Annotated in this window: 6 protein-coding genes and 1 pseudogene; 4 read left to right on the forward strand and 3 right to left on the reverse strand. The window is 70.3% G+C overall.

Features of this window, described 5'->3' with window-relative positions:
* The 3 genes and pseudogenes from JMF90_RS18775 to JMF90_RS18785 form a co-directional block, all read left to right on the forward strand.
* A pseudogene (locus JMF90_RS18775) lies at positions 1-120 on the forward strand (3-hydroxyisobutyrate dehydrogenase); the annotation flags it as partial.
* Complete coding sequence (locus JMF90_RS18780; RefSeq protein ID WP_011547205.1) at positions 120-911, forward strand: enoyl-CoA hydratase; 792 nt, start codon at positions 120-122, stop codon at positions 909-911. The pseudogene JMF90_RS18775 and the gene JMF90_RS18780, both read left to right, overlap by 1 nt.
* On the forward strand, positions 908-2,047 hold the full coding sequence (locus JMF90_RS18785) for an enoyl-CoA hydratase/isomerase family protein (RefSeq protein WP_011547206.1): 1,140 nt from the start codon (positions 908-910) through the stop codon (positions 2,045-2,047). Before JMF90_RS18780 ends, JMF90_RS18785 begins: the two co-directional genes overlap by 4 nt.
* Before the next feature lie 86 nt (positions 2,048-2,133).
* Here JMF90_RS18785 and JMF90_RS18790 read toward each other — a convergent pair whose 3' ends face one another.
* Positions 2,134-3,039, reverse strand: a complete 906-nt coding sequence (locus JMF90_RS18790) for a LysR family transcriptional regulator (protein WP_012339624.1) — start codon at positions 3,037-3,039, stop codon at positions 2,134-2,136.
* Between the two features lie 185 nt (positions 3,040-3,224).
* Between JMF90_RS18790 and JMF90_RS18795 the strand changes: the two genes are divergently transcribed.
* Positions 3,225-4,763: an MFS transporter gene (locus tag JMF90_RS18795; RefSeq protein ID WP_201317090.1), complete on the forward strand. Its 1,539-nt coding sequence runs from the start codon at positions 3,225-3,227 to the stop codon at positions 4,761-4,763.
* Positions 4,764-4,807: 44 nt separating this feature from the next.
* On the opposite strand, the gene JMF90_RS18800 is transcribed toward JMF90_RS18795, so the two are convergent.
* Both JMF90_RS18800 and JMF90_RS18805 read right to left on the reverse strand, forming a co-directional pair.
* Positions 4,808-6,178, reverse strand: a complete 1,371-nt coding sequence (locus JMF90_RS18800) for an efflux transporter outer membrane subunit (RefSeq protein WP_193760031.1) — start codon at positions 6,176-6,178, stop codon at positions 4,808-4,810.
* Positions 6,179-6,193: 15 nt separating this feature from the next.
* Positions 6,194-6,470 (reverse strand): FtsX-like permease family protein (locus JMF90_RS18805; RefSeq protein ID WP_201325308.1); only part of this gene is annotated, 277 nt, incomplete at its 5' end.

Genomic DNA, 6,470 nt, shown 5'->3' on the forward strand with positions numbered 1-6,470 from the left:
GTCTATCTCGGCGCGCTCGCGCAGCAGCTGTACCAGACGATGAGCAGCCGCGGCGACGGCCAGCTCGATTTCTCGGCGGTGATCCGCCTGTATCAACCGGCCACGAAGAAGGACGCGTGATGATCGAACTCGACTATGTCGACGACGGCGCGATCGCGTGCGCGACGCTCAAGCGTCCGCCCGCGAACGCCTTTACCGCCGACGGGCTGCAGCAGTTGCAGGCCACCGTCGCCGAACTGAATGCGAACCCGCGCGTGCGTGCGCTGGTGATCACCGGCGACGGCCCGAAGTTCTTCAGCGCGGGTGCCGACCTCAACACGTTCGCCGACGGCGATCGCGCGGTCGCGCGCGCGATGGCGGCGCGCTTCGGCGCGGCGTTCGAGGCGCTGCACGACGCACGTGTCGTGACGATCGCGGCGATCAACGGCTATGCGATGGGCGGCGGCCTCGAATGCGCGCTCGCATGCGACCTGCGGATCGCGGAGACGCATGCGCAGATGGCGCTGCCCGAGCCGTCGGTCGGCCTGCTGCCGTGCGGGCTCGGCACGCAGACGCTGCCCTGGCTCGTCGGCGAAGGCTGGGCGAAGAAGATCATCCTGACCGGCGCGCGCGTCGACGCGGCCACCGCGCTGCGGATCGGCCTCGTCGAGGACGTGGTGGAAAGTGGCGCCGCGCGCGAGGCGGCACTCGCGCTGGCGCGCAACGTCGCGCGGCAAAGCCCGCACGCGGTGGCTTACAGCAAGGAGCTGATCGGCCTTGCACGTCGCGGTGTGCCGCGAAGCGCGGCGCTCGCGGTCGAACGCGAACGCTTCGTCGACCTGTTCGACACGGCCGATCCGCGCGAGGGCGTGGCGGCGTTCCTGGGCAAGCGCGCGCCGCAGTGGCGCACCGATGGAGAGTCGCAACGATGAGTACGCCGGTGACGAATCACGACGCATTCGCGGAGCACGCGCCCGAGGTGCTGTTTCGCGTGGTGAACCGCGTGGCGCTGATCACGCTGAACCGGCCGGCCGCGCTCAACGCGCTGTCGTACGCGATGATCGGCGAGCTGGCCGCGCTGTTCGAGCGCTGCCGCCACGACGACCAGATCGTCGCGGTCGTGCTGCGCGGCGCGGGCGAGAAGGGCTTCTGCGCGGGCGGCGACGTGCGTGCGTTGTACAAGATGGTCGCGCAGCGCGAGACCTGGCTGCCGTTCTTCGTCGACGAATACCGGCTCGACTACGCGATCCATATGTTCCCGAAGCCGGTGGTCGCGCTGATGGACGGCGTGACGATGGGCGGCGGTATGGGCCTCGCGCAGGGCGCGGCGCTGCGCGTCGCGACCGAGCGCAGCAAGATCGCGATGCCGGAAACGCGCATCGGCCTCGTGCCCGACGTGGGTGCGACGCATTTCCTGTCGGGCATGCCGGTTGAACTCGAACTGTACGTGGGGCTGACCGGCGCGATGCTGTCGGGCGCCGACGCGCTCACCGCGAAGCTCGCGGACCTGTGCGTGCCGTCCGCATGGCTCGACACGTTCGAGACGCGCATCGAAAGCGTGAAGTGGGACGGCGATGCGCTGCCGTTGCTGCGCAAGGTGTTCGAGCCGCCGTGCAACGTGGTGCCGCATGCGGCGCTCGACAGCCAGATGCCGTGGATCGTCCGCCATTTCGACAAGCGCTCGAGCGTCGAGCGGATCGTCGCGACGCTCACGCAGGAGCTGACGCGCGACGAGCTGGCACGCGAGCACCGCCAATGGCTGCAGGCGACGCTCGACGCGCTCGCGAGCCATTCGCCGACGATGCTCGCCGTGACGCGCGAGGCGCTGCTGCGCGGCCGGCAGATGACGCTCGCGGAGTCGTTCCGGATGGAGCTCGGCATCGTGGCGCGCGCGATCGAGGAAGGCGATTTCTGCGAAGGCGTGCGCGCGCATCTCGTCGACAAGGATCGCAAGCCGCGCTGGGCGCCTGCGTCGCTCGTCGAGCTGCGCGCCGAACGCGTGCGGCATTTCCTGACGTCGCCGTGGAAACTGTTCGCGCATCCGCTCGCCGATCTCGGCGCGGCGTGATCGTCGCGTGACGGCCCGACGCGCCCGTGCGGCGCGTCGGTTGCCGCGCATTGCCTTCCTTTGCGTCCGCGCTCGGCGCCTGGCGCTCAGCGCTCGATCATCGGCGGTACCGCCTCCACGAGCGCATCGATCACGCAGCGCGTCTTGCGTGGCAGGTAGCGCGTTTTCGGCCAGATCGCATGAATGTCGCCTTCGCAGACGAAACAGCGATCGAGCACGACCACCATCTCCCCGCGCTTCACGTAGTGATCGAGCAGCCAGCTCGGCAGCCACGCGATCCCGAACCCCGACGCACCGGCCGCCGCGATCGCCTGCACGTCGTCGAAACTGAGCTGGTGCGGCATGTCGATGTGGACGCTCGAGCCGTCCGGCGCACGCAGGTACCACGGCTGCACGACGCCCGAGCGTGAATACGCGATCGTGCGGTGGTTTTTCAGATCGTCGAGCGATTGCGGTGTGCCGTGGCGAGCGAGATACGACGGCGCCGCGCCGAGGCTCCCGTATTGCGTGCCGAGCCGCCGCACCGCGAGGCTCGTGCTGTCGGCGAGCGGGCCGATCCGCACCGCGAGGTCGATCCCTTCCTCGACGAGATCGACGAAACGGTCGGTGATCGACACGTCGATCCGCAGGTGCGGGTAAGTGCGCGCGAGGTCGAGCACGATCGGCGTCACGCAGTGATGCCCGAATGCGAGCGGCACGCTCAGCCGCAGCTTGCCGCGCGCCTCGTGGCGGCCGCAGTCGAGATCGGCTTCCGCCGCTTCCAGTTCCGCCAGCGCGCGCACGCAGCGGTCGTAGTACGCCTGGCCGTCGTCGGTCAGGCTCTGGCTGCGCGTCGTGCGCTGCAGCAGCCGCGCGCCGAGCCGCTTCTCGAGCCGCGCGATCGCCTTGCCGACGGCCGAGCGCGTCATGTCGAGCCGTTCCGCGGCGAGCGCGAAGCTGCCGGATTCCACGACCTGGACGAAGGTCGTCACGCCGTCGAGTCTGTCGGTCATGGCGGGTTGTGCGTTGCATCGATTGGGGCCTGAGATTCCCCAGTCCATGGAAACGGGTGCGTCAATGGGGAGGTGAATTCTCACTATAGTACCGATTCCCGCCCAGCGTGCGTCGCCGGCCGCGCGCGGCGAATCCTACTCACCTGGAGGCGCGCGGCCTGTCGCCGGGCCGCCGCGCAATACGCATGACGCTATCCGACTCCCGCAGGAATGCGGTCGCGCTCGCGGCCGTCTGTCTCACGTCGCTGATGTTCGGCCTCGAGATCTCGAGCGTGCCGGTGATCCTGCCGACGCTCGAACACGTGCTGCATGGCGATTTCAACGGCATGCAGTGGATCATGAACGCGTACACGATCGCGTGTACGACGGTGCTGATGGCGGCCGGCACGCTTGCGGACCGGTTCGGCCGCAAGCGCGTGTACGTCATCGGCACCGTGCTGTTCGGCGCGACGTCGCTGCTGTGCGGGCTCGCGCCGAACGTGCCGGTGCTCGTCGCGGGCCGGCTGCTGCAGGGCGCGAGCGGCGGCGCGATGCTGATCTGCCAGATCGCCGTGCTGTCGCACCAGTTCCGCGAAGGGCGCGAGCGCGGCCGCGCGTTCGGAATCTGGGGGATCGTGTTCGGCATCGGGCTCGGCTTCGGGCCGATCGTCGGCGGCGCGATCGTCGCGCTGGCGAGCTGGCCGTGGGTGTTCCTCGTCCATGCGCCGCTCGCGGCCGTCGCGCTCGTGCTGATCGGCGGCGCGGTGCAGGAGTCGCGCGATCCGCATGCGGGCGCGCTCGATGTGGCGGGCATCGTCACGCTGTCGCTCGCGGTGCTCGGCCTCGCGTTCTACATCACCCAAAGCGCCGAACTCGGGCTGACGAGCGCGGCCGGCCTCGGTGTGCTCGGTGCGACCGTGCTCGCGGTGCTCGGCTTCGTCATCGCGGAGCGCGCCAGCGCACGGCCGATGTTCGACTTCTCGGTGTTCCGGATTCGCGCGTTCACCGGCGCGATCTTCGGCTCGATGGGGATGAACTTCAGCTTCTGGCCGTTCATGATCTACCTGCCGATCTGGTTCCAGGTCGCGCTCGGCTACGACAGCGTGACGGCCGGCCTCGCGTTGCTCGCGTACACGCTGCCGACGCTGATCGCGCCGCCGTTCGGCGAACGGCTTGCATTGCGCTACGGGCCGGGCGTCGTGATTCCGGCCGGCCTGTTCACGATCGCGGCCGGTTTCGTGCTGATGCGGTTGGGCAGCGCGGCCGATCATGCGAGCTGGCTGACGATGCTGCCGGGCTGCGTGATCGCCGGCATCGGGCTCGGCTTGACCAATACGCCCGTCACCGACACGACGACGGGCGCGGTGCCGAGTGCGCGGGCCGGGATGGCGTCGGGCATCGACATGAGCGCGCGGATGATCTCGTTGGCGCTGAACATCGCGACGATGGGCTTCGTGCTGGTGGCGGGGATCGTCGCGAGCCTGAAGGGCGGGCCGGCCGGCGCGATCGGCGACGCGGCGCTGCGCCGGCTCGCGCAGGAGATCGCGGCGGGCCGCACCGACGGGCTGCAGGCGATCGCGCCGGCGCTCGCGCAGGCCGACCCGAGCGGCGCGGCGTTGCACGCGGCGCTCGTGCATGGCTTCGGCTGGGTGATGGTGTACGGCGCGGCGGGCGTGGCCCTGCTCGCGACCGCGAGCGCGGTGGCGTTCGCGCCGGCGCGGCGTGGAGCGGCCGTGTGCGAATGACGCGGCCGGCGTGCGGCGGGTGAGGTGCGGCGTGTGACGGCCGGTCAGGAAGTCCCGCCGCCGAGCGCGCGGTAGAGCTTCATCTGGTTGTTGAGCCGGTTCAGACGCGTCAGTTCGTCGGCGCTTTGTGCGCTCCGCAGCACCTGCTGCTGATCGAGCCACGGCTGCACGGCGGTCGCGCCGGCCGCGAAGCGCGCGGCGGCCAGCCGTTCGGCGCGCTGGGCCTGGGCGAGCGACAGCGCGCGCTGTTCGGCTTCGCGTTCGAGCTGCACGCGCGCCGACAGCGCGTTCTCGACTTCCGCGAGCGCCGTGTAGAGCCGCTGGCGGAACCCGACGACCGCTTCCTCGTACTGCGACTTCGACACCCTGATCTGCAACTGCATCGTGTTCCACTGGATGAACGGCAGCGCGAGGCCGAGCCCGAGCGTGCCGACCGGATTCGTCAGCACGCGCTCGAGGCTCGTGCTCGTCGTGCCGGCGCTGCCGGTCAGCGTGAAGGTCGGATAGAAGCTGGTGCGCGTCGCGTCGACCTGCGCAAGCGATTCGCGCAGCCGGAATTCCGCCGCACGCAGGTCGGGGCGCCGGCCGAGCAGGCTGGCGGGCAGGCCGGCCGCCACGTCGGGCGGTGCGGCGTCGGGCAACGCAGCCGGCTCGGCCGCGCGCTGCTGCGGCGGCCGGTCGAACAGGATCGCGAGCGCGTGGCGGTTCTCGGTGCGCTGCTGGATCAGCTGCGTCTGCGCCGCGCGTTGCGCGGCGAGGCTCTGTTCGGCCTGCGCGAGGTCGAGCCCCGACACGGCGCCGGCCGTGTGCCGCGACCGCACGAGCGCGAGCGTGCGCTCCGCATACGCAATATTCGCGTCGCCGAGCGCGATCTGCCGGTTCAGATAGCCGATCTGCCAGTACAGCGCCGCGGTCGTGCCGATCAGCGACAGCCGTGCGGCTTCCAGATCGTCGGCGGTCGCGTCGGCCTCCCAGTGCGCGGCGTCGCGCAGCGCGGCCAGCCGGCCCCACAGGTCGAGTTCATAGCTGAGCGAACCATTGACACCGCTCGAACGGCTCATCTGGTGCGTGTCGAGCGTACGCGATACGGCGCCGTTCGCGCCGAGCGTCACGTTGGGCGTCAGGTTCGTATCGACGAGCCCGGCCTGCAACTGTGCGCGATACACGCGGATCGCCGCGATCGCGAGATCGTTGTTGGCGCGCAGCGCGTCGTCGATCAATGCGTCGAGTTGCGGATCGCCGAAACTGCGCCACCAGTCGCCCGTGGCGGCCGGCGCGTCGGCCGCGACCGGCGCGGCCCAGTTCGCGGGCATCGCGACGGCGGGCAGCGGATCATGGCGCGCACCCGCGCAGCCGGCGAGCAGTGCGGCCGCGCACGCGAATGCGCCGAGACGGTGAAGCGGGGAGGAATGCATGATGGCCATGTTTCGTCAGTCGCGCGCGAGCGCATCGATCGGGTCGAGCCGCGACGCGTTGCGCGCGGGCATGAAGCCGAAAATCACGCCGGTGAGCGTCGAGCACACGAACGCCGTCACGATCGCGCCGGCCGAGAACACCATCTTCCACTGCGCGACGAACACCGAGAACAGCGCGCCGAGCCCGAACGACAGCGCGATGCCGATCGTGCCGCCGAGCAGGCAGACGAGCACGGCCTCGACGAGGAACTGCTGCAGGATGTCGGACTGGCGCGCACCGACCGCCATCCGG

Source organism: Burkholderia sp. E168m23 (assembly GCF_016586125.1).
Classification (GTDB): domain Bacteria; phylum Pseudomonadota; class Gammaproteobacteria; order Burkholderiales; family Burkholderiaceae; genus Burkholderia; species Burkholderia orbicola.